Raw genomic sequence first — 19,732 nt, 5'->3', positions numbered from 1 at the left:
GGGCATGCACGCACGGGTCGCCCAGGAACCTGGGAGGGCTCAGTCGTTCCTTGTCAGTGACGCGGTGCGGGCGCCGCCTAAGAAGCCGCCCGGTGCCGATCGCTTGTGCCTATCTGTAGTCAGGGCTTCTAGCCCTGAGATCGTCAGGCCAAGATGGCCTGACTACAGAGTCAGCTTTGCAGCCGGCCGGAACGATGATCAAGGCTTGCATCGGGAAACAATTGATGGACACTTCTAAAGGATGATCGAGGCACTCAGATCCCGTCGAGCATTCATCCCGCGTGGCGTCGTCACCAGCATTCGTCCACCGTCGCGCCCGCGCCGAGGACGCCTTTGACGCCAGTGTGGGTGAGGGTCAAGGCGCCGCACCTGTCCTGGTTCTGGCCCGCGGTCGCTCGCGGTGTTGCGCGCAGCGTAAAGGTGTTTTGCGTGACTGCTGGGTTGAAGGCAATGTCGTAATACTTTGTTGCCCCGTCCATGGGTGAGGTCGTGAGCGACGTCGGAAACGCAACGGGATTCGATGCTCGGTCTTGATCGTAGCGATAGTTCTCTGTGTAGAAGCGCTCCATCCAATGGGCGCCTTCGAGCAGGACCGCCTTGGCATCCGCGCGTCGTGACTTGCGAATGCTGTCCTGATAAGACGGGTAGGCGATCGTGGCGAGAATGCCCACGATGGCGACCGTGATCATCAACTCGATGAGGGTGAAGCCATCGGCTGACCCAGTACGCGCGCTCTGCCTTGAAGCCATGAGTGTCATGCTGTTGTTCACCTGAGCTGCCGCCAAGATTGCCGACCGCTCGAGCCCGCGCCCTTCTCGCGGATATGCGTGACCGCTCCCGAGGAGCCAGCGGCGATCTTGCACTCGGCATCGCCGCACTCGATGATCGTCGGCGTGCTGATGATGCCAACGTCGCCGGAGGTGGAGACGCCGGATACTGGCACACTATTTCCCGCGTAGCTGCCGAAGTCGTCGGGGTCGAAATTGTCATCGCCGTCGACATCGAGCACGGAGTAGTCGAGTCTGCCGCCGCTCGTCATGTCCATTTCGAGAATCCAGCTGGTTCCTCCTGAGGCGCACACGTCCGTTGCGGGGGTCATCGTCGTGAAGATGGCACGTCCATGCCTTAAGAGGGGGGCACTGACCGCTCGCTCGCCCTCGGCGCCATTTAGGGGTGAAGCCAGATCCATGTACCAGCCGTCTTGGGCGCCCGTGCCCGACCAGGTGATGGCATTGTCAGAGATGATGCGCCAGTCCCTGCCGTTGATCGTCGGTTCGGCCAGGATCTCCTGCATCTGAAGCGTGCTGCGATCCGTCGCGGCCACGTAAGCCGTTGTGGTGCCGTCATCCCTGTCCCAGATTCCGTAGAGGCTCTGGACCTTGGTATCGCTATCATCCGCGACCTCGAAGAACTTGCCGGTGCCGAAGAACAGCATATAGCCGCCTTGCGGGTGCTCGCCGACCTCGGGCGCGGCCGTGATGGGCTGGGGCGTCTCGGTCCCGGCTGATAGGTATCGCGCGCGGAACAGCGGCATGGGCGTGCCGGCGCTTTGAAAGGCGACCTGCCAAGCAGCCGTGCTCGCGTCCGAAAGGTCGAATTTCCAAAGATTGCCGAGCAAGTCGCCGGCGTAGGCGTACTTGATGGTGCGATTGCTATCGGCCACCAGCACCGGGGCGGCGAGGCCGTTCGGCGTCGTCGCGTCGCCAACCCCTGTATCCACCTTCTTGATGATGCTGCCGTCGGACAGCCTGATGACATAGAGCACCGCGCGGTGGTTGTCGCTCTGATAGCCATTGCTCAAGACGACGGCCCATTCGCCGTTCTGCATGCGCCCAATCGCAGGCTGGGCGAGCTGGTTGATCGGATAGCCGAGATCGGCATCGGTCAGCTCCCAGAGAATGTCGGATGCGTCGAAACTGTCCGGGTCCGTGATGTCCAGCGCGTATACCGATCTGCCCCCGGCGCCCATGGTGCCGACCAGGACTGTCTTCCAGCTGCCGCTAAAGTAGGCATCAGCCGCTTGAGGTGAGCCATCGACGAAGTAGCGGTGCGTATAGCCCGGTGCGCTAAGGCCGGCCAGATTGGCCAGGGAGGCATTCGGGACGAAGGCAAACTTCTCGACGCCGCTGGTAGCATCGAAGGCGTGAAGCATGCCGTCGTTCGCGCCGACATAGAGCATCTTGGTGCGCGTCTGATTCGTTTCCTTGAAGGCGAAATAGGTCGACTGTTCGGTCGCCGTCGCGGGCAGATACTCGTAGCCGAAGTTCAAGCTGGCGACATAGGCCGGGCTGGAGTTGACGATATCGCCCAGGATGGATAAACGCTTGCGAAGCGCGCCGCTGGGGACCTCGTTGCTTTGGTCGCCGCGAATCCAATCGAGAACGTCTTCGTCGATGCCCATGCCGGTGAGGGTCGACTGTTGGCCGGCGGTCAGGGAGCCCCAGTCAAGCTCCAGGTTGTCCGTGCCGATTCTGCCGAAAACACTGCGGCTGGCGTGGGCAGGGATCTTGCCCGCTGCGCTGGTATCCCAGACGGCGTGCTCCTCAATGTTGCCGTCGCCGTCCGGGTCATCGATGGATCCGTCGCTCTCCAAGGCGTAAGCCAATAGCTTGCCGGACCAATCGGTACTGTCGAACTTGGCCTGATAGATCAGGGTGTCTGTGCCGATCTTGGTCGAGTTGGAAGCGACTGCCGCAGCGGAGCTTGAAGTGCGGTCAACGATATCCTCGAGGACGTCCGAGAGGTCCTTGGCGAACTGGTCGGGATTCTGCGCGCTGAAAAAGCGCCCGCGGCTATTGAGCGCTGCGTGAAGCAAATCGTCGATCCTTGCCGAGCAATGCCCGCCGGAGCAGTTGATCTCGCTCGTGTCCGGATCCGGCCAGATGATGGGGATCGTGGCGTCGTCGATTGCGTTGTAGGCGTCGGCGGGATCGACGGTTCCGGTGACGCCGAGGCCCACGCCATAGGTCACCATGTGCTGCCAGAAGGCCGGGTCGATCGAGTTGCTGGGCACCTCGTTCGCCAGGGAACCCACGAGGTCGCGATTCCAGTAGTACATCGCAACGTCTGCGAGCGTGTTGGAGCGGTTATCCTGGAATGGCGGCGTGGATGAGTAGGTGTAGGTCTGGCCGCCAGGCCCGGTGATGGTAGCGGCCGCGGTGCTGTCGTTGTCATCGCGCGCGTCTGCGGTCACTGCCTCGTAAGGCGTGCCGCCTGTCCAGTAGCCGTCCGTCATGAGCACCGTGTAGCTCTGGCGGCAGCTCGAGCTGAGGGCGCTGCTGGTGCCGGGGGTGTCTGCCCAGGGGCCCTTGTCATCGCTCCGACTGAAGTACTGGCCTGCGGCGTCCAGGGCGAGCCGAAGCGGGGTGCCATCGGCGGGAATTGGATGCGTGTAGAGGAAGTCGTAGAAGGCGCTGCGGTTGGTTGGGGAAAACGAGCGTACACCTTGGATCACCGCCTTGGAGCTGACCCCGTCGACGGTCGTAGCGGACTCGTTGATGGCCCCGAAGCCGACGCGCGCACTGTTATCCAGGTCGAGGAATGCCTTACCAATCCCGGCGCGAGCGGCCAGTATCCGTGAGCGATAGTAGCTGTACCAGTTGGCGAAATTCTGGATCTCCTCGGCGTAGCTGCAGACGCCTGCGGTGCAGTCGGTGCGGTCTGCACGGCCGTGCCCGGAGTAGCTCGGTGTCGTGGAGCGGATCTCGACACGCGAATAATTGGCCCAAGTCCATTCGCTCCCTGAGTTGTGATGGAAATAAGTTGCTGTCCAGAAGTCGCTCTTCGGTAATGCGGTGGTTGTCGCGTAGCAGCCGCTCGCATTACAGCTGCGCCAATTCGTGGTGCCTGTGCTGAGGTTCTGAAGATTGGATGTGAGGTCGCGACAGTAGGCTTCTCCGCTTCCAGGGCGCTCCGGATTGTGCAGGGCACAGCTCGGGCTGGCGTTGGGATACGAGGATCCATCGTATCTCTTCCAGGGTTCGTAGGTGATCGCTGGATTGTAGTAGGTTTTATTGAAGCTCGAAGAGCGCATCAGTGCCGTATAGGCGATGTTATCTGCGATAGTCGCGACATTGTTGTCGTAGTCGGTGGGGCCATAGACGCCGTCCGCGCGCGGGAAGACATAGGCAGCTGATCCAATGGAGTTGTTGCTCGCGTCTACTTGATTCCAATAGATGTAGTCGTCTGGCATGACCTCGATCATCATGGAGCCCGAGTCGTCCAGCATGAACATCAAGTTGGGTTCTGTGCCGCCTAAGGATACGAAGGGAGGGATTTGAGAAATTGTTCCGGAGCGCGCATCCTCTATTGCGCAATTCAAGCTGAGCAAAGAAGCGGTGAGTGCGAAGATCCAGTTCTTGGTATTCACTTTTGCGACAATTATGCGAGCAGTGCGATTCATTTCTCTCTCCTAAAAACCTTTCCCTACACTGAATCCTAGCGAGGCTTCGCCTCAGACCGACGCGTCATGCCATCGCTATCGCTATCGCTATCGTCGGTTCGATCCCGGCGTTGATCATCGAACCCTTCAGTCGGTTGAGTCGACACCCTGAATCCTTCAAGGCAAAGCGACGTGGGAGCGGCGCCGCCGCGATCGCGCGACCGTCGCGGCGGGGCGCCGCTCCCACCGGTCGTGCGCTCGGACCAAACGATGATCAAGGCCCCGATCCCGATCCCGATATAGACGGCCTTGGATGGTCGGACGCTTCATCGAAATTTGACTCATCTGCGAGCATTTTGCGCCCTCAAGGGTTCTAGTGAGGCGGTCCCTTCCGATAACGGCGAATCTTGAGGATGGTATCTCCCTGGGTCTCGAGTTGAACATACTCTCCGAGACGCAGACTCGTGACCGAGAGGGCACTCTGGCCTGCTGCGGAATCATATTCGACCCGAGCTTGGCTGGAGAGCCGGTATTGACGCTCGTTGACCTCAATGCTTCTTCCAGATGGATCGATGGCTGTCACACTACCAGCAACATCGTAGGCCATGGCTGGTCCCGTTTGACTGCTCATGAATGCGCACAGGATCGCTGCGATAAGGATATGGTTTCTGCGCGCTGACTTAGATTGCGTAACGGATCGCATCTGGAAATCCCTTTTAGTGGCTCGTGTAAATCATTGGTACATGCGGGGTGTTCAATGCTGATTCGTAAATCCTGAGCAAGACCGCGCTATAGCGCGACCAGGCGTCGAGCATCCTTCGGGCCAGTCCTCTTCTGTAGGGTGGACAAGCGCAGCGCAGTCCACCAACAACGGCGCGGGATTCGGTGGACTTCTCGCTCGCTCGTCCACCCTACCGGTCCAACGGATGACCAAGGCCGCGCGACCATGTACTCATCTGCCCGGTCTGCTGCGAGCTACCTGCGGTAGAGCGTTTGAACGATGGCAATCGCGTCTGCGGCGCCGCCCTGGCTTCGGGCGGTGACGCGATAATACTTGGTGGGCGGTAGGGGTCCGAACTTCACGCTGGATCCGCCCGGTGAAAGCAGCTGCAGCTCTTCGATGACGAAGCGCGGCGCTGCGCTGAGCCCCGAGGGTGTCGGGCACTGCTGAGAGACTGCGTCCGTCCATGCGAAGGTGTCGGACCAAAAGGCGCTGTCATCGGTGCCGCCAATCTCCGTTGCGGTGAGGGGCTGTCTGAGTCCTGCCGTCGTGTTGTTGAAGAAGGGCAATAGGCTTGCTCCCAGTCCTTCGCCGGAGACGCCCCAGCCGCTCTCTGCCCATCTGGCGCAGGCCTCGGCGCCTTGAAAAGCCAGGTTCCGCTGGTGCGCATTGCCGGCCATCATTTCCTGCTGGCTCGTATTCTGGATGACTGAAACGCCGAGCAAGGTCAGCACCATGAGCAGGACAAGGGCAATCACCAGCGCGACTCCCGCTTGCGACCGCGAGGGGGGCTTGGATGGTTGCGCTAACGGATTCCGCGGCATGCGTTGGCTTCCTCAAGGCAGGCGGTTGCGAATGGTGGCCGTGGAGAAGGCCGGCCAATAGCGGCCTCGATCGCTGCTCGCCGCGGTCAGCCAGCTACCTGAGTCATTGGCCAACCCGGTATCACGCGTGGGGAAGATGACGCGTTGACTCCTTGTGGTGACATTCTCCTCGGCGCTGCGGAAGAGAAGGCTGAGGCGGATACTGACCACTTCAGTCCAGTCTGTCACGCCAGTGGCATCGAGATAGGCCAAGTCGACGAGATTGTCACCATTGGCGTCGATCCCGTAATGAAGCTGCAGGTCGTTGACCTCGTCGATCAGCTCTTCGGCGACGGGATTGGCCGAGGCCCCGGCCACGTCGAGCCGGTAGCGATAGAGGGACCGGGGAGAAGCGCCGGAGGCTGCGACGCCCACATAGTAGGCGGTCGGCTGATATCCCACGACTTTAGCGTCCTGGCCATAGTCATGGGTGAGTCCGCCGCTATTGCCCGGTGTTGAGCCAGAGGATGCGAAGGTGATGGTTGAGCCTGAGACAGCTGTCAGCTGCAGGATAGAGGTTCGCTTTGCATCGCAAACCAGGATGACGCTGCCGGCCTCGAACGCAGGCGCACGATCAAGCGTCATCTGCGCCGATCCGGCCGCGTGGGAGACGACGCTATACTCGTCGCCACCTGCTTGGAGAAGAATAACGGCATCGGTGCCGGCGACACGCGCGCCGACGCTTGTTCCGAACGCTTGACCGGGAAAGGCCGTGTTGCCGTCATAGCCCCGAATGGTGCCGTCGCCAAAGTCTTCCCACCAGACACTGGCGTTGTTTTGCAGCAGATTGGTCAGCGCACTGGAACTCGGGCAGCCCGTGTACCCGGTCTTGTGGATATCTCCTGTCATGACCTCGAGCGCGAAGCGTGCGTTCTCCTGGAGTCGCGAGAGTGCCTCGGTGGCGCGAAAGGTCTGCTTGTTTGCGATGAAGAGCTGCAGGATGGCGGCGACGAGCAGCATCCCGATCAAGAGGGCGACCATGATCTCGACGAGAGAGAATCCTCTCGGCGCGCGACTGGCGGAGCGCATTCTGGTGCGGGCACCAGTCATAGGCCCGCCACGACGACGACGAAGCGCTGCGGAGCAGACTCGCCGCGACTATCGTCCCATTGGGTGACTACAGTGAATTCGGAGCCGTTTCGGGTGATGCTTCCCGTGCCTTGGGGCAATGTGCAGGCCAAGGCGGTGCGCCAGGATTGAATGTCGCGCTGTGCCACCGTCGTGCCGCTTAGGGAGCCCGGGCTGCAGCTCGGCGCCGTCGCTGCAATCGTCTGTCCGTCATAGGCGCCAGTGAGCGCCTCTGCGCGATTGGCGCGCATGCGGTCGATGATGTCATAGGCGATGCCGGTCGCTGCTGAGCGCATCGCCGCGCTATGGTTGAGCTTGAGTGCGCTGGCATGCAGGTGCGCCATGCCAAGGATCCCGATCGCCAATACGGTCATGGCGACGAGGACCTCGATCAATCCAAATCCATCTTGCTTTCTCATTATCATGCTCGTCTCTAAGGGCATGTAACCTTCACGACACGCGCCCGGCCCGTATTGTTGATCACGATAGTGTTTCTTTGTGCAGCCGCGCAGAGGCCAAAGGTGAGCGTCCCTGATTGGAAGCTTCCATCGATCATCCGTGTAAAGCCATTGGTGGCGAAAGCAATGTAATCGTCGATCTTGCTGGTGCCCTGCAAGGTGTCATCGCCAGCCAGTGGGCCATGGGCGCGAACGATGCTGTCCCCGCTGCCGGCATCGACAGCCGCATTGTTGTCATTGTCGACGAAGAGGATCCATCCCTGCTCCCAGTCGCCCGTGCTCGAGCAGCTCGTGAGATCGTTGCTCTTGCAGATGACGATAGGCTTGCCGCGCTTCACGGCCTCGCTGCGTGCCAGGCTCAGTGAGCTGAGAACATCATTCGTATGAGTGGCAATGCGATTGCTGAGGATCGTCGCGCGAAACGAGGGGGCGCTCAGCGCAAGTAAGATCGCCCCAATCGCGAGTGTCACGACGAGTTCGGTCAAAGTGAAACCACGCTGGGCGGTGGGCGTCGGCAGGTGAAGGGACGCGCAATTTGCTGAGTCGTTCGAGGTCGTGAGCATGCCTTGTGTTTGGGTCGATCTGTAAACTGCGCCGCCTTGGGCGAGTGTCGATAGCATCGGCGACCTGGGGTCTGGTTTTCACAACCTGTTGAAAAGACGAAAGCCGGATGCGATTCGCGGCCTTGAGAGGGTCAGCGGCTCGCCTCATGAGATCCTCAAGTGGTTTCCAGCTCAGCCGATCAAAGGCCGGTCGATGGTCAGGTGGCTCGTGTACGCGAGCGGAGTGTACCGCACTTGTTTGGCCCTGTACCCCTCCTGTCGGCCTCGCGCGCGATCACTCTGCGATGAGCGGCTCGTGCCATGTCGATGATTGCAGGGGACGAGGGCGATGAGCGGAGCCGAAAGAGTACGCGCTTCAGGGGGCACTACCAGAGCACGAGCAGGAGCGCGCGATGGAGGTATCCTGCTTGTTTGTGGAGGTGGTGCGGCCGAAGCAGACGAATGCCATCCTGCGAAAAGCGACAGCGTACTTTGCGCGGGATGCGCGATGTATAATGCGCTGTTTACATGAATTTTCAGGGCCACGCACCCTTCAAGCAGTCAAAGCGACGTAGGAGCGGCGCCTCGCCGCGCTCCCGCCGAGCGCGCGGTTGGACCGAAGGATGATCGAGGCCTCATGGGGCCTTGGTCATCAGTTGGGCCGGGTGGACGAGCGAGAGCGAAGCCCACCGAATCCCGCGTCGGCGTTGGTGGACTGCGCTGCGCTTGTCCACCCTCTACGCAAGACGATGGCCGAAACGATGATCGACGCCTCTCATGGTTATCTTTCTCTGAGACTGTCACGGGGAGATGGGCGGCATGACTGAGCCTGTGATCCAAGTCGAGGATGTCAGCTTCTCTTATGGAGAGACCTTGGTCCTCGAGCATGTGACGCTGGCGATCCAGGGCGGCGAGTTCCTTGGGCTGGTGGGTCCCAATGCCGGCGGCAAGAGCACGCTACTGAGGCTCGTGCTGGGCCTGCTTGAGCCTCAGGCCGGGCGCATCAGGGTTCTGGGGCGTGCGCCGCGTCAGGCGGTGCGGCACATTGGCTATGTTCCGCAGTACCCGAGCTTCTCGCGTGACTTCCCAATCTCGGTCGAGCAGGTCGTCTTGATGGGCCGATTGGGCATTGGTCGGCTGCTTGGACGTTATGGCAAGTCGGATCGGATGGCCGCTGCTCGCGCCTTGGAGGAGGTCGAGGCCGCCGACCTTGCGCAGCGGTCCGTCGGGACGCTCTCGGGCGGACAGTTGCAGCGGGTGCTCTTGGCCCGTGCCTTGGTGAGCGAGCCCGCGATCCTCATCCTCGACGAGCCCACGGCCAACGTCGATCAGCGTGCCGAGAGCGACGTCTTCGGTCTGCTGGCGGAGCTGAACCAGCGCTTGACCATCTTGCTGGTGTCGCACGACATCGCCTTTATCTCTGAGTATGTCAGTCGCGTAGCTTGTCTCAATCGCACCTTGACCTGTCATAGGACGCTTGAGATCGACGGTGACACGGTGCGGCACCTCTACGGCGAGCACGTGCGCCAGGTTGCGCATGGACACTGAGGCGGGCGAGAAGGTCAGTGCTGGGCTTAGCAAGTGTCCATCAATTGTTTCCCGATGCGAGCGATGCCGCCCGAAATCCCCCCTAGCCCCCCTTTGCGAAAGGGGGGGAAGTTGTTGATGGACGCTTTCTTACGGGCATGCCATGGGTCGGAGGTTCGGCCTTTAGTCGGACAGCCCCCTAGGAGCCTGTCCGACTTGGGGGGATCGAAGCGAGGAAGTGGGAGAGCGAGGCCATTTCGTTCCGGTTTTGAGGCGCATAGTGGTTCTATGTAACGAAAAAGCGGGGCGAAAGGGACCGTTCTCCCGATTCCGCAGCCGATTCATCCTAAGTCGGACAGGCTCCTAGAGGGCGACAGGCCGAACGGGTGGTCAGGCTGTTCTTGAAGCATCACTTAGGAGACGGCGTGGAGCCATGAGCGGATTCTTTGCAGCCCTGGGCGAGTACGGCTTCCTGCAGTCGGCTCTGCTGGCCGGGCTCTTGGCGAGCATTGGCTGCGGGGTCATCGGGACCTTTGTCGTCGTCAAGCGCATTACCTTCATGGCCGGTGGCATCGCCCACTCGGTGCTGGGCGGCATGGGGGCTGCGCTCTATTTCGGCTTTGATCCCTTTGCCGGCGCCCTGATCGCGGCCATCGTTTCAGCCCTGTTGATCGGCACGGTGCGTTTGGCCTGGAAGACGCAAGAGGACACCTTGATCGGTGCGCTCTGGGCGATCGGCATGGCGATCGGGGTCCTCTTCATCGCGAAGACGCCGGGCTATGCCTCCGACCTCATGAGTTTTCTGTTCGGCAATATCCTCCTGGTGCCGACCGAGGAGTTGTGGCTCATGGCCGGCTTGGATCTGGTGCTGATTGTCACGGTGGTGCTTTTCTATCGGCAGTTTCTTGCGATCAGTTTCGATGAGGAGCTGGCGCGGCTGAGAGGCGTGCCTGTGACCTTTTTCTATCTGCTCCTGCTGTGTTTGGTCGCCATCACCGTCGTCTTGCTCATCCAGGTCGTCGGTCTCATTTTGGTGATCGCCTTGCTCACCCTGCCGGCCTCCATCGCCGGTCACTATGTCCAATCTCTAGGCGGCATGATGCTGATCGCGACACTGCTCGGGGCCTGCTTCACTTCATGTGGTCTCGCTTTATCTTTTGGTCCGGATCTGCCCGCCGGACCCACCATGATTTTGCTCGCTGGTGGTGTCTATGTCGTCTCGGCCTTCTTGAGCCAGTTCATCCGCCGACGTCGGGCCCGGCGGCTGGCGAGGGCGGTTTAGCTGGATTGCACGCGGATGGACTCCAAGCGCATCGACCTCGGCCCGCGCAAGGCGGACACCCTCTGCCGCAAGCGCGGCGGGCGCCCCAGCCACGCATTCAACACCCGCGACTCTTCAACACCCGCGAAGTCGGAGCCAGCCGATGCTGAGTAAGCCCCTTTGGAGGATTGGCGTTGCGGCGATGCTGATTGCTAGCGAGGGCCTGTGCGCGCACGCCGAAGGTAAGGGGCGGCCCTATGTTCATGGCATCGCCAATCTCAAATTCACCATCGAAGGGAGTCACGTCATTGTCGGGCTTTTCGCCCCGGCCGCGACCATGCTCGGTTTCGAGTCCGCGCCGCGGACGCAAGTGGAATCGGAAACCTTGAAGTTGGCGCGGGAGAACCTTGCGGCTGGTGACGGCATGATCCGCTTCAATACCAAGGCGGGCTGTCGGCTGGTCAAGGCCAAGGTCGACACCGACCTGCCGGATGCGGTTAGGTCGGGGAAGTCGACGACTAGAGATGGGCCTGCAAGAGTGGAGATCTCGGCGGAGTATCGCTTCGAGTGCGCACGGCCCGAGGCGCTCGACAGCGCCGCGCTCGGCCTTTTCATGGGTTTTCCAGCGCTGGAGCGCGCGCTCGTCCGGTACCTGATGCCGGATGGTCAGGGCGCAGCCGAGCTGACCCCGGGCAATCCGGTCGTCAGCTTCGTTCCCCTCTGAACGGCTCTGCCGATCTCCAACAAGATGGCTGCGCAAAGGCGGTGCGATCCCTATGGGCGAAGGGTCCTCGCGCGGCACAGCCAGCGGGTGAGCAGGACGCCCCGGCAGTTGATGCTGCTTGCTCTCGCCTGCGATCCCGCTGGCACCCAAGCGCAGTGGCCGATACTGCGCGCTCACCTCGAGGCGTGAATTCCGCCCGCTCATGCCTTGTTCCGCTCTGCGCCTTCACGGAAAATGGCGCGCTGATGCTATCTCATGACCAGGGGCGCTGACCTCATGACGGAAAAGCGAAGCTCGATTCATGGCCAATGGTCATCCAGGTTCATTTTCATCCTGGCCGCGGTTGGCTCCGCCGTGGGGCTGGGCAACATCTGGAAGTTTCCCTACATTACCGGCGAGAACGGCGGCGGGGCATTCGTGCTCGTCTACCTCGTGTGCATCGCCTTGATCGGTGTCCCCATCATGATCGCGGAGATCCTGCTGGGCCGGCGCGGGCGACAGAGTCCGATCAACACCATGCGCTCCCTGGTGCAGGACGAGCAGGCGCATCCTGCTTGGTCGCTGCTTGGCTGGGGCGGTGTCATCACCGGATTTCTGATCCTTTCTTACTACAGCGTCATTGCCGGATGGGCGCTCGCCTATGTCTTTCGCGCCGCTTCCGGGGCCTTCAACGGCGCCACCGCAGAGACGATCGCCGCTCAGTTCGACGGTTTCTTGAGCGCGCCGCTGTCCGTGCTTGCCTGGCACAGCATCTTCATGGTCATGACCATGGTCGTGGTGGCTCGGGGGGTGCGCGGTGGTCTCGAAAAGGCCGTGACCTTTCTCATGCCGGCACTCTTCGTCCTCCTGTTGGTCCTGGTCGGCTATGCGATGAGTCTCGGTGCCTTCTCCGAGGGGCTCGACTTTCTCTTCAGTCCGAACTTCGAAAAGGTCTTCTATCACTGCGAGGTGACTGCGGCTGGTGTGGAGCAGTGTCGCTTCACCGGCGAGCCCATGCTGGTGGCGCTCGGTCACGCCTTTTTCACCCTGAGCCTAGGCATGGGCGCCATCATGGTCTACGGATCCTACATGCCCGCCAATGCCTCGATCGCGCGTGCGACCTTCGCCATCGTAGCCGCGGATACCGCAGTTGCCTTGCTGGCGGGGATGGCCATCTTTCCAATCGTCTTCTCCAACGGTCTGGAGGCGGCGGCCGGACCCGGTCTCATCTTCCAGACGCTGCCGATTGCCTTCGGCGCCATGCCGGGCGGTCAGTTCTTCGGAACCCTGTTTTTCTTGTTGTTGGTCTTTGCGGCTTGGTCTTCGGCCATCTCGCTCATCGAGCCGGCAGTGGCCTGGCTGGTCGAGAATCACGGCATGAAACGTGTTTCAGCTGCGGTGCTCATGGGGGTTCTTGCCTGGATCCTTGGCATCGGCACGGTGCTCTCCTTTAACCTGCTGTCAGGCGAGGAGTTCCAGCTCTTTGGTAAGACGATCTTCGACTTGCTGGACTACCTGACCGCCAACATCTTGCTGCCGCTCGGCGGGCTCTTCATCGCGCTTTTCGCCGGCTGGATCATGTCGCGCTCGGCCTCGATGGACGAGCTTCGCATGCGCGATGGCATGGGCTACAAGACCTGGTCGCTGTTGGTGCGCTACATTTCACCGCTGCTGGTCGCCATCGTTTTCTTCAACGCCATTGGTATCATTTAGCGGGAGCGCTCGCATGCTGCATGAATTCGTCGATTGGGTTCTCGCGACGGTCGATGGGTGGGGATACGCGGGTATCTTCGTCCTCATGTCCATAGAATCCAGCTTGATCCCTTTCCCCAGCGAGGTGGTCCTGATTCCAGCGGGCTATCTCGCCTATCAGGGGTCCATGAACCTGGCGATGATCATGCTTGCGGCTGTCCTTGGAAGTCTTCTGGGCGCCTTCATCAACTACGGGTTTGCGCTCTTGGTCGGGCGTCCTTTTCTCGAGCGGTACGGCAAGTATTTCTTCGTGCGGCCAGCCTTGCTGCACAAGACAGATGCCTTTTTCTTGCGCCACGGGGCGATCTCGACCTTTACCGGGCGGTTGATTCCTGGCATTCGCCAACTCGTCTCACTGCCGGCCGGTCTCGGTCGGATGCCGATCGGGACCTTCGCGCTCTATACCGGGGTTGGGGCCGGCCTCTGGTCGGCGGTGCTCGTGGCGCTGGGCTATTTCATCGGTGGCAATGAGCAGCTCATCATGGAAAACCTGCCCTTGGTCACTGGCGGAGCACTGGCATTCGTCGGCCTTACCCTTGCGACCTACTACCTCTGGCAGCGCCGCCAGCCGGTGTCGACGGATTGAGTGGATCTCATCCATTCAGGCGCTAGCCGAGGGCGCCTTTTCGCCGAACTCTCCGGCGTTGATCAACACTCCGGCCATCGCGACGGCATCACCCTGTAGGGTGGAACGCGCAGCGGTTCCACCGTCGGCGTTGCGGTTGGCATCGCTCGCGGATCGCCCTGCGGGCATCCGCCCTACCGGCTGGGTTTATGATTGAGGTCAAGGCTTCAGTGGCTTCAAAAACCAGCGGGTCGTCGAACTCCGGGGTTGGTCATCACTCCGGCCATCGCGACGGCATCACCCTGTAGGGTGGAACGCGCAGCGGTTCCACCGTCGGCGTTGTGGGTGGCATCGCTGCAGCATGATCCCGCAGGTCGCTCAACCCTTCTGGGTTTCAGCGACTCGAATGAGGACCTCGTTGCGGCGCAGGAAGCCCGGGGTGAAGGGATCGTTGTAATAGGCGTAAACCGGGGAGTCCGCTGCTGACAAGCCCTGCGCCTGCAGCCATGCTCGTAAGGCCTCCTCTTGTTCGGCGATGGCCGCGTCCGTGGTTCGGCCGCTGAACCTGACGGCCGCGACCCGCTGCGGCGGCAGCTCTTGGAGCCGAACATCCGGGTCCGCTGGCGGCGGCAATGCCTCCAGCGCGTAGCTCGAAGGCATGATGAAGCGCACTCGCCAGCTACCCTCGGCCGTTTGCGCTTGGGTCACCGGCGCGGTCATGGGGATCTTCTCACCGGGCTGCTGTGTGACAGGCGCGGTCATGGCGACCCGATCTCCCGTGCGGTCCTTGGCGAAGATATAGCCAGCGAGTGGAGAGAAGCCCGCGCTCAGCGCCTCCTTGCGGCTGCCCTTGCGAGCCACCTCGGCGACCACCAATGGCGGGTATTGGCGGATTTCGAAGGGACCTTCCTGGCGCACCACCTCATAGTCCGGTGTCTCCACGTTCTGGACGACAAAGACGAAGACCGCCATCGCGGCGATCCCCAGCAATGCGAGCGAAGCAAGAATGATCAGCAGGGTCTTCATGTCGATCGATCGACCTCGTTTGAATGGGATGTTCTGTGTGTCAATGCACAGGCTTGTCACTCATCTGTGGTCGGCGAGCCGAATTTCATGATGTCTCTGCGCAGGCGGCTTTAGAAGCTGTTTGCAAACATCGAGTGGAAGGTGGACGTCGTGAAGGCCCTGCCAAGGCAAGGCTGTCAGTTGGTTGTCATTTGCCGAGGTCAAGGCCTGGAGTCGTCGGCGCGGTCTTGGTGTCCGCCATCAGCCACGCCCAGAACCGCGACGCCCGCGCATGCAGGCTCTCGTGGAGCGAGAGCAGGGCTGGGGTGAAGATGAGCACGAGGATGGTCGAGAAGCCGACGCCGAAGGCGAGCGAGACCGCCATTGGGATCAGGAACTGGGCCTGGAGGCTCGTTTCGAAGATCAGCGGCCCTAGACCGACCACCGTGGTGGCGGATGTCAGCAGCATGGCGCGCAGACGCGAGACCGCCGCCTCGACGAGGGCGCTGTCGATGTCCATACCCTCGTCGCGCAGCTCGTGATACATGCTGACCAGGATGATGGCGTTGTTGACCACGATGCCGGCCAGGCCGAAGAGGCCGAAGAGCGACAGCAGCGTGAGATCGAGCCCCAGGAGCCAATGTCCGCCGACCGCGCCGACCAGCCCGAGCGGAATCGCGGTCATGACGACCAGCGGCCAGCCCCAGCTGCCGAACACGGCCGCGATCACCATATAGATCATCCCCAGCCCCAGGATGAGACCAAGCCGCATGTCTCCCAGCGTCTCGCGTTGGTCGGCCGCGCGTCCCTCGAAGCTGTAGTCGATCCCGTACTCGCGCTTGAGCTTCGGCAGCAGCTCCTTGGAGACGGCTGCGCGCACGTTGTCCGGCGTGCTGAGTGCCCGGTCGATATCGGCTGATACCTCGACGGCGAGTCGGCCTTCCGCGTGGCGCAGTGCCTCGAACCCGCGCTGCGTCTGCCATGAGGCGACCGTGGTGAGCGGCACGAAGCTGCCGTCCGGGACACGGATGAGTAGCTGTTCCAGCGCGCTCAAGCGTGTGCGCTCGGCGCGCGGCAGCAGGACGCGGACCTCCAGCTCGTCCTGGCCGACTTGCACCAGCTGAGCCAGATGCCCATCGAAGGCGGCGCGCAGTTGTTTGCCGAGTGTCTCCGTGGTCAGCCCCAGCGCCTGACCGGCAGGTGTGAGTTTGTAGATGAGCTGCTCGCGTCCATAGGGCATGTCGTCGACCATGTCGGAGACGCCAGGCACGCTCTCCAGACTTTGCGCCAGTTGGAGTGCGGCGTCCTTGAGCTTGTCGGCATCGTCTCCGGTCAGGCGCAAGGTCAGGTCGCGGCCCGGTGGTCCGGCCCGCCGTGAAGACACGACCAGGCTCTCCAGGCCGGCCGGCATGCGCACATTCTTACGCCAGGTCGCCAGGAACTGCTCATTGCGGACATCGCGGTCTTCAGAAGGCACCAGCTGCACCTGCACGGAGGCGAGTTGATCGCCCTGTCCGCCACCGCCGACGTCCACGGCAACCGTTGACCCCAGCCGTGCGACCGCTGCCTCGACGAGTCCGTCGCCAAGCTCTGCCTCGGTCTCGATCAAGGCCCGCTCCAGCTCGTTGAGGAAGGTCGCGGTGTGCTCGCGCGGCGTGCCTGCAACGAAGGTCGCGTTGGCAAAGACGATCTGCGACTCGGGCGTTGGGAAGAAGACGAACTGCACGCGTCCACCGGCGATGAGTCCGACGGCGAGCATCATGAGCACGACCACCAGACTCACGGTGACGCCGCGCCAGTGCAGCGCCCAGACGACGAGCGGGCGATAGACATTGTCCCGGAAGCGATCGAAGCCAGCGTTCACGCGCTGCCGCCAGCGCGGAACCCTGGATTCGGCGTGATGCTCGAAGGCTGAGCGCAGATGAGCGGGCATGACCAGGAAGACCTCGACCAGCGAGGCGATGAGCACCATGATGGCGACGAAAGGGATGTCTCCCAGGATGTTGCCCATGATGCCGCCGACCAGCATCAATGGCAGGAAGGCGGCGACCGTGGTCAAGGCCGATGCCGCCACCGGCCAGAACATGCGGCGCGCCCCGGCGATTGCCGCCTCGGCGGGCGGGAGGCCCTGGCGGTACTTGGCCTCCGCATGCTCGCCGATCACGATGGCGTCGTCGTCGATGATGCCGAGCGTCAACAGCAGACCGAAGAGGCTGATCATGTTGATGGTGCCGCCGAAGGCCCAGAGTAGCGTTAGCGCCGCCAGATAGGCGGTCGGAATGCCCATGGCCACCCAGAAGGCGACCCGTCCCGGCAAGAAGATGTAGAGCATCAGCAAGACCAGCGTGAGGCCTTGCAGACCGTTGTAGGTGAGGAGATCGATGCGGTCCTTGATGCTCTCCCAGCTGGCATCGAAGACCTGGAGTTCGATGGCTGGCGGCAGCGTTGGGCGGGTGTCTTTCAGCCAGGCCTCGAAGACCTTGGCGGCCTTGAGCGAGTGGCCCTGCTCGGCGCGCTGGACCAGCAGCTCCACGGTCGCGGGGCCGTCGTCCAATTGCTCGCGCGCCCCCTCGGCCTGGACTGCGGAGAGCGTCAGGCTGGCGGGGCGCGCCTCACGCACGATGGTCGCGACGTCCCCCAGTCTGACCAGGCTGCGGTCGCTGCTGACGATCGGCAGGTCCTCGAAGGCGACTGGGTCGCGCCGTTGCTCCAGGCTGCGCAGCTCACGCGCGCCGTCCGCCTCGCCGGCGATCCCTGAGGGGATGTCGCGGGCCAGGCGCGACACTTGCTCGCCGATGCCATCGAGCGAGAGGCCGAGTGTCTCGAGCACTCGGCCCGGCACCTCGATGGCAATGCGCTCCTCGGGCAGGCCGGTGATATCCACGCGGTCGATGCCGCGCGCCAGTAGCTCGCGCTCGAATTGGCGGACCCAGGGGCGAAGCTCGGCCAGGCTTGGGCCGGAGACCAGCAGTCTGGCGACCGACTCATAGCGCGAGACGCGGCTGATTTGCGGGGTCTCCGCTTCCTGCGGCAAGTTGCGGAACTCGTCGACGCGTTGGCGCGCCTGGTCCAGGGCGAGGAGGGGATCCGTGCCGTCTTGCAGCTCCAGGGAAAGGCTTGCGATGCCTTGACTGGAGGTCGAGGTGAGCTTCTTCAGGCCGTCGACCGTCTTGAGCCGCTCTTCGAGCGGGATGACGATGGCGCGCTCCACATCCTCGGCGGAGGCTCCGCTCCAAACCACGCGCACACTGACGAAATCCAGCGCGAAGGTTGGGAAGAACTGGATGTTCATCCGCGTGAGGGCGATGCCTCCCAGGATGAAGATCAACCCCATGAGGAGGTTGGCCAGCAGCTTGTGGCGGGCGAAGACCGCGATCAGTCCCTCGCTCACTGCAGTGGCTCCACCTTGAGGGTTTCGACCGCGTGGGGCAGGTGGGTGATCATCACCTGATCACCAGACTTCAGTTCCGGCGCCCGCACCAGCACCAGATCTTGCCCGGTGTCCGGCTCGACCAGTTCGCCGAGCCGCTGAACTCTGATGCCTTTTAGACGGCCGTCCTGGACGACGAAGATGCGGTCACCACCGTGCAGGGCGGCAAAGGGCAATGCGATGCTATTGGCTGTCGCGGGGCGCTCGAGTTGCAGGCTGACGAAGGCACCCAAGGGGGCGTTGCTCCCTGGTGCGAGACGGAGCAGGGCATCCACGCCTCTGGCATCGGCCTCCCCCGAGAGTCGCTCTAGGACGGCCGATATGGGCTGGCCTGCATAGAGCCCCTTGGCTTCGAGGCGCGCGCCGTCCTGCAGTGCCTCGCGCAGCTCGTCGCTGAAGGCGCCAGGTATCTTGGCGCGGATATAGAGTCCTTCGAGCGGGTAGAGGGTGAGTATGGTCTCGTTCGGCTGCAGCTGGTCGCCTGCTGCGGCCTCGACGAGGCCGATGCGTCCTTCGAAGGGCGCGGTGATGGTGCCGCGCGCAGCATCGCGTTCAGCCTCTGCATAGGCGGCCTCCAGGGCGGAGAGGCGCGCCGGATGCGCGGCAATCGACTGCTCGCGCAGCGTGACGGCCAATTGGGCTCGCGCGTATTGCTCTCTGGCTTCGTCGACACTGGACAGGGATGCCAGCTTCTTGGCTTGTACCGTGTTCGCGCGCTCCACGGCGAGTCGTCCCAGCTCCAGGATCTTGCGCTCCTGCTCCAAGGCTTCCTGATCATGGACCAGCTGCAGGCGCTCTTTCTCGAGGTCGGCCTTGGCCTTCTCGAGTCGCGGCAAGAGATCGCGCGGATCCAGCTTGGCCAGCAGCTCGCCCTTGGACACCAGGTCGCCGTCTCGGACGTTGATCTCGATGAGACGGCCGGCGACCGGGGCCGCGGCGCGCACGCGATCCGGCGCCTCGATGCGGCCGAACAGCGAGAGGATGGGCCGATGCTCCGCCAGATCGGCCTGCGTGACCTCGACGCGCCAAATGCGCTCCTTCGGCACGACGGCGATGGGGACAGGGCGGGTTTCCTTCAGCACCAAGAAGGTGCCGATTCCGACGGCGAAAATCAGGATCGGTAGGATGCGGCGCGGCATGGTACGGCTATCATTCTCGGGTTCGTGACGGGAGCGCTTGGGATATGAGGCGCGCAAGCGCGCCGCACAAGCTCACTCCCTGGCTCGTGCGGCGCTGTCTGTGTTTCCTTTGAGCCTTATCGACCGAATGGGTTCAGCAGGTCGCCACTTTCCGTGCAGCGCTAATTACCTGACTAGAATAACAGGATTTAGGCGATTGGCGGAAATTCTCATGCCAGCTGGCGTCGGATCGAGGTTCGCCTTCTGACGGAGCATCGCTGGGCTAAGAAAGCGCTCATTAATTGTTTCCCGATGCGAAGGATCCGGCCCGAAATCCC

Annotated in this window: 16 protein-coding genes; 6 read left to right on the top strand and 10 right to left on the bottom strand. The window is 62.3% G+C overall.

What is annotated here, in order from left to right:
- Positions 1–290: 290 nt before the first annotated feature.
- The 7 genes from G3480_RS28980 to G3480_RS14045 all read right to left on the bottom strand — a co-directional run bounded on the left by G3480_RS28980 (position 291) and on the right by G3480_RS14045 (position 8,054).
- Positions 291–758: a type IV pilin protein gene (locus tag G3480_RS28980; protein WP_276611708.1), complete on the bottom strand. Its 468-nt coding sequence runs from the start codon at positions 756–758 to the stop codon at positions 291–293.
- Between the two features lie 8 nt (positions 759–766).
- Entirely contained in the window at positions 767–4,234 is a 3,468-nt protein-coding gene (locus G3480_RS14070) for a pilus assembly protein (protein ID WP_164654526.1), read from the bottom strand.
- Between the two features lie 520 nt (positions 4,235–4,754).
- Entirely contained in the window at positions 4,755–5,012 is a 258-nt protein-coding gene (locus G3480_RS14065) for a hypothetical protein (RefSeq protein ID WP_164654525.1), read from the bottom strand.
- Positions 5,013–5,356: 344 nt separating this feature from the next.
- The gene (locus G3480_RS14060) at positions 5,357–5,926 is read right to left on the bottom strand and encodes a pilus assembly PilX family protein (protein WP_206171713.1); all 570 of its coding nucleotides are present in this window, start codon (positions 5,924–5,926) and stop codon (positions 5,357–5,359) included.
- 12 nt (positions 5,927–5,938) lie between these two features.
- Positions 5,939–6,994, bottom strand: coding sequence for a PilW family protein (locus tag G3480_RS14055; RefSeq protein ID WP_276611707.1), 1,056 nt, complete (start codon positions 6,992–6,994; stop codon positions 5,939–5,941).
- A 17-nt stretch (positions 6,995–7,011) separates the two neighbouring features.
- Positions 7,012–7,452, bottom strand: a complete 441-nt coding sequence (pilV, locus tag G3480_RS14050) for a type IV pilus modification protein PilV (protein ID WP_206171712.1) — start codon at positions 7,450–7,452, stop codon at positions 7,012–7,014.
- 14 nt (positions 7,453–7,466) lie between these two features.
- Positions 7,467–8,054 (bottom strand): GspH/FimT family pseudopilin, encoded by a 588-nt coding sequence (locus tag G3480_RS14045; protein WP_164654527.1) that lies wholly within the window; start codon positions 8,052–8,054, stop codon positions 7,467–7,469.
- Positions 8,055–8,852: 798 nt separating this feature from the next.
- Between G3480_RS14045 and G3480_RS14040 the strand changes: the two genes are divergently transcribed.
- From G3480_RS14040 to G3480_RS14015, 6 genes are all read left to right on the top strand, one after another.
- On the top strand, positions 8,853–9,581 hold the full coding sequence (locus tag G3480_RS14040) for a metal ABC transporter ATP-binding protein (RefSeq protein WP_164654521.1): 729 nt from the start codon (positions 8,853–8,855) through the stop codon (positions 9,579–9,581).
- Positions 9,582–9,993: 412 nt separating this feature from the next.
- Positions 9,994–10,842, top strand: coding sequence for a metal ABC transporter permease (locus tag G3480_RS14035; protein ID WP_164654520.1), 849 nt, complete (start codon positions 9,994–9,996; stop codon positions 10,840–10,842).
- Between the two features lie 15 nt (positions 10,843–10,857).
- Positions 10,858–10,995, top strand: a complete 138-nt coding sequence (locus G3480_RS14030; RefSeq protein WP_164654519.1) for a hypothetical protein — start codon at positions 10,858–10,860, stop codon at positions 10,993–10,995.
- A complete protein-coding gene (locus tag G3480_RS14025; protein WP_164654518.1) occupies positions 10,985–11,545 on the top strand; it encodes a ZrgA family zinc uptake protein in 561 nt (186 codons plus the stop codon). The genes G3480_RS14030 and G3480_RS14025 overlap by 11 nt, the downstream gene beginning before the upstream one ends.
- Positions 11,546–11,821: 276 nt before the next feature.
- A complete protein-coding gene (locus G3480_RS14020) occupies positions 11,822–13,237 on the top strand; it encodes a sodium-dependent transporter (protein WP_206171711.1) in 1,416 nt (471 codons plus the stop codon).
- A gap of 13 nt (positions 13,238–13,250) precedes the next feature.
- The gene (locus G3480_RS14015; protein WP_164654516.1) at positions 13,251–13,862 is read left to right on the top strand and encodes a DedA family protein; all 612 of its coding nucleotides are present in this window, start codon (positions 13,251–13,253) and stop codon (positions 13,860–13,862) included.
- A gap of 357 nt (positions 13,863–14,219) precedes the next feature.
- Here the strand turns inward: G3480_RS14015 and G3480_RS14010 are convergent, their stop codons facing one another.
- The 3 genes from G3480_RS14010 to G3480_RS14000 all read right to left on the bottom strand — a co-directional run bounded on the left by G3480_RS14010 (position 14,220) and on the right by G3480_RS14000 (position 19,415).
- The gene (locus G3480_RS14010; RefSeq protein WP_164654515.1) at positions 14,220–14,867 is read right to left on the bottom strand and encodes an SOUL family heme-binding protein; all 648 of its coding nucleotides are present in this window, start codon (positions 14,865–14,867) and stop codon (positions 14,220–14,222) included.
- 187 nt (positions 14,868–15,054) lie between these two features.
- Positions 15,055–18,237 (bottom strand): efflux RND transporter permease subunit, encoded by a 3,183-nt coding sequence (locus tag G3480_RS14005; protein ID WP_164654514.1) that lies wholly within the window; start codon positions 18,235–18,237, stop codon positions 15,055–15,057.
- A complete protein-coding gene (locus tag G3480_RS14000) occupies positions 18,234–19,415 on the bottom strand; it encodes an efflux RND transporter periplasmic adaptor subunit (RefSeq protein ID WP_164654513.1) in 1,182 nt (393 codons plus the stop codon). Before G3480_RS14000 ends, G3480_RS14005 begins: the two co-directional genes overlap by 4 nt.
- Between the last annotated feature and the right edge of the window lie 317 nt (positions 19,416–19,732).

The organism is Thiorhodococcus mannitoliphagus (assembly GCF_010915725.1).
Classification (GTDB): domain Bacteria; phylum Pseudomonadota; class Gammaproteobacteria; order Chromatiales; family Chromatiaceae; genus Thiorhodococcus; species Thiorhodococcus mannitoliphagus.
This window is presented reverse-complemented; position numbering and strand designations above follow the sequence as displayed.

Excerpts from the sequence above, each read along its gene's own strand:
- G3480_RS28980 (WP_276611708.1), bottom strand. The coding sequence starts at position 758 with ATGACACTCATGGCTTCAAGGCAGAGCGCGCGTACTGGGTCAGCCGAT.
- G3480_RS14070 (WP_164654526.1), bottom strand. The coding sequence starts at position 4,234 with ATGTTCATGCTGGACGACTCGGGCTCCATGATGATCGAGGTCATGCCA.
- G3480_RS14065 (WP_164654525.1), bottom strand. The coding sequence starts at position 5,012 with ATGAGCAGTCAAACGGGACCAGCCATGGCCTACGATGTTGCTGGTAGT.
- G3480_RS14060 (WP_206171713.1), bottom strand. The coding sequence starts at position 5,926 with ATGCCGCGGAATCCGTTAGCGCAACCATCCAAGCCCCCCTCGCGGTCG.
- G3480_RS14055 (WP_276611707.1), bottom strand. The coding sequence starts at position 6,994 with ATGCGCTCCGCCAGTCGCGCGCCGAGAGGATTCTCTCTCGTCGAGATC.
- pilV (WP_206171712.1), bottom strand. The coding sequence starts at position 7,452 with ATGAGAAAGCAAGATGGATTTGGATTGATCGAGGTCCTCGTCGCCATG.
- G3480_RS14045 (WP_164654527.1), bottom strand. The coding sequence starts at position 8,054 with ATGCTCACGACCTCGAACGACTCAGCAAATTGCGCGTCCCTTCACCTG.
- G3480_RS14040 (WP_164654521.1), top strand. The coding sequence starts at position 8,853 with ATGACTGAGCCTGTGATCCAAGTCGAGGATGTCAGCTTCTCTTATGGA.
- G3480_RS14035 (WP_164654520.1), top strand. The coding sequence starts at position 9,994 with ATGAGCGGATTCTTTGCAGCCCTGGGCGAGTACGGCTTCCTGCAGTCG.
- G3480_RS14030 (WP_164654519.1), top strand. The coding sequence starts at position 10,858 with ATGGACTCCAAGCGCATCGACCTCGGCCCGCGCAAGGCGGACACCCTC.
- G3480_RS14025 (WP_164654518.1), top strand. The coding sequence starts at position 10,985 with ATGCTGAGTAAGCCCCTTTGGAGGATTGGCGTTGCGGCGATGCTGATT.
- G3480_RS14020 (WP_206171711.1), top strand. The coding sequence starts at position 11,822 with ATGACGGAAAAGCGAAGCTCGATTCATGGCCAATGGTCATCCAGGTTC.
- G3480_RS14015 (WP_164654516.1), top strand. The coding sequence starts at position 13,251 with ATGCTGCATGAATTCGTCGATTGGGTTCTCGCGACGGTCGATGGGTGG.
- G3480_RS14010 (WP_164654515.1), bottom strand. The coding sequence starts at position 14,867 with ATGAAGACCCTGCTGATCATTCTTGCTTCGCTCGCATTGCTGGGGATC.
- G3480_RS14000 (WP_164654513.1), bottom strand. The coding sequence starts at position 19,415 with ATGCCGCGCCGCATCCTACCGATCCTGATTTTCGCCGTCGGAATCGGC.